Source organism: Pseudomonas sp. MWU13-2100, assembly GCF_023242365.1.
In the GTDB taxonomy this organism is placed as follows: Bacteria; Pseudomonadota; Gammaproteobacteria; order Pseudomonadales; family Pseudomonadaceae; genus Aquipseudomonas.
Window position 1 is genome coordinate 1 of the sequence record NZ_JALLIX010000117.1, and the last position, 1103, is coordinate 1103.

Here is a 1103-nt window from a genome sequence, read left to right on the forward strand (position 1 = left end):
AAACGGTGTCCTGTCTTTCAGGGGGCTCGTTCAACTACCGGTACTATGCTTGTGTTTTTCTTTAACGGAGTCGACACCATGCCGGGGGATTACTCACTGTTGGATGTGCTGGAGAGGATGTGCATCCGATCCGAAGTAGCCCGAAAGAGGTTATCCTGACCTTAAATCAGCTGGCCCTGGAAGCGGTCGTGATTCCACCGATATCGCTCAGGGTAAGAAAATACCCTACTTCTCTTCAGTGGCGGTCACAGAAGTCTTCAGTCCCTGCCCGGAAAACTAGGTCAGCGCCAGTTTGGTTCATATCGACTCGGCGCCCCCTCCCGCGCTAGACGGCAGATGCAGCCCAATCCGTTTCCTGCCAGGCCCTAATTGTATTTGGCAAACGGCGAGGCCAATCGGGCTTTTCAGGGCCAGATAAGATTCCCTGACACTTATCGATCACCAGTCAGATACTGAGAAGCTTGGAGTCGAACCAGACATCCTCGTATTGTTCCGTGATGAGAAACCTTGATCCAGGTGGAAGCCCCAAGTATGGGAGAAGCAGGGGCTCCCAATTTTCAACGTGCGAGACATGCAAAGGAGCAAAAAAATCTGAAGCATCAGAAAGTACCTCTCCAGCCCATATATACCAGCCACACGTTCCAAGCTCGGGTTTAATTCGCATGCCGTTCAACGGACGTACCCCATCCTTAACGTTAAGGGATATTCCAACTTTATGATTCAGATCACATCCAAAAAATTCCACACCCAACCTTGAACAAACTGCCCGCTGTACCGCTTCTATATTTTCTTTCATAGTCAAAATCCAAAATATTTTCTCATAGCCTTGCCAAATGCTCCTAGCTGTCCGCCCTGGCTTGCCGAACAACTTGGACAGTGGGGCTGGACGGCGTTGAGCGACCTTTGAGCCTGCGAGTCGACCGCTCCGTCCCTATAATACTGCACTACTAATGGATCAATGTGGTCAGCAACCTGACGACTTGTTATTGCTCCGCAATCAACACAAGGTCGCCCTTGCACAGAAGCCCTCTGATCCGCTCCTGGGCCAGCGTCTGGAGGACGAGCGTAGGGAATCGTTATGTTAGGGTTGTGTAAAAAGTGTG

The 1103-nt window shown here is 50.8% G+C and carries 1 protein-coding gene; it reads right to left on the minus strand.

Annotation, left to right across the window (positions count from 1 at the left end):
* Positions 1–445: 445 nt before the first annotated feature.
* Positions 446–796 carry a hypothetical protein gene (locus M5B99_RS29590; protein ID WP_248796203.1) on the minus strand — a complete coding sequence of 117 codons (351 nt, stop codon included), beginning with the start codon at positions 794–796 and terminating at the stop codon, positions 446–448.
* Positions 797–1103: the final 307 nt, after the last annotated feature.

Excerpts from the sequence above, each read along its gene's own strand:
- M5B99_RS29590 (WP_248796203.1), bottom strand. The coding sequence starts at position 796 with ATGAAAGAAAATATAGAAGCGGTACAGCGGGCAGTTTGTTCAAGGTTG.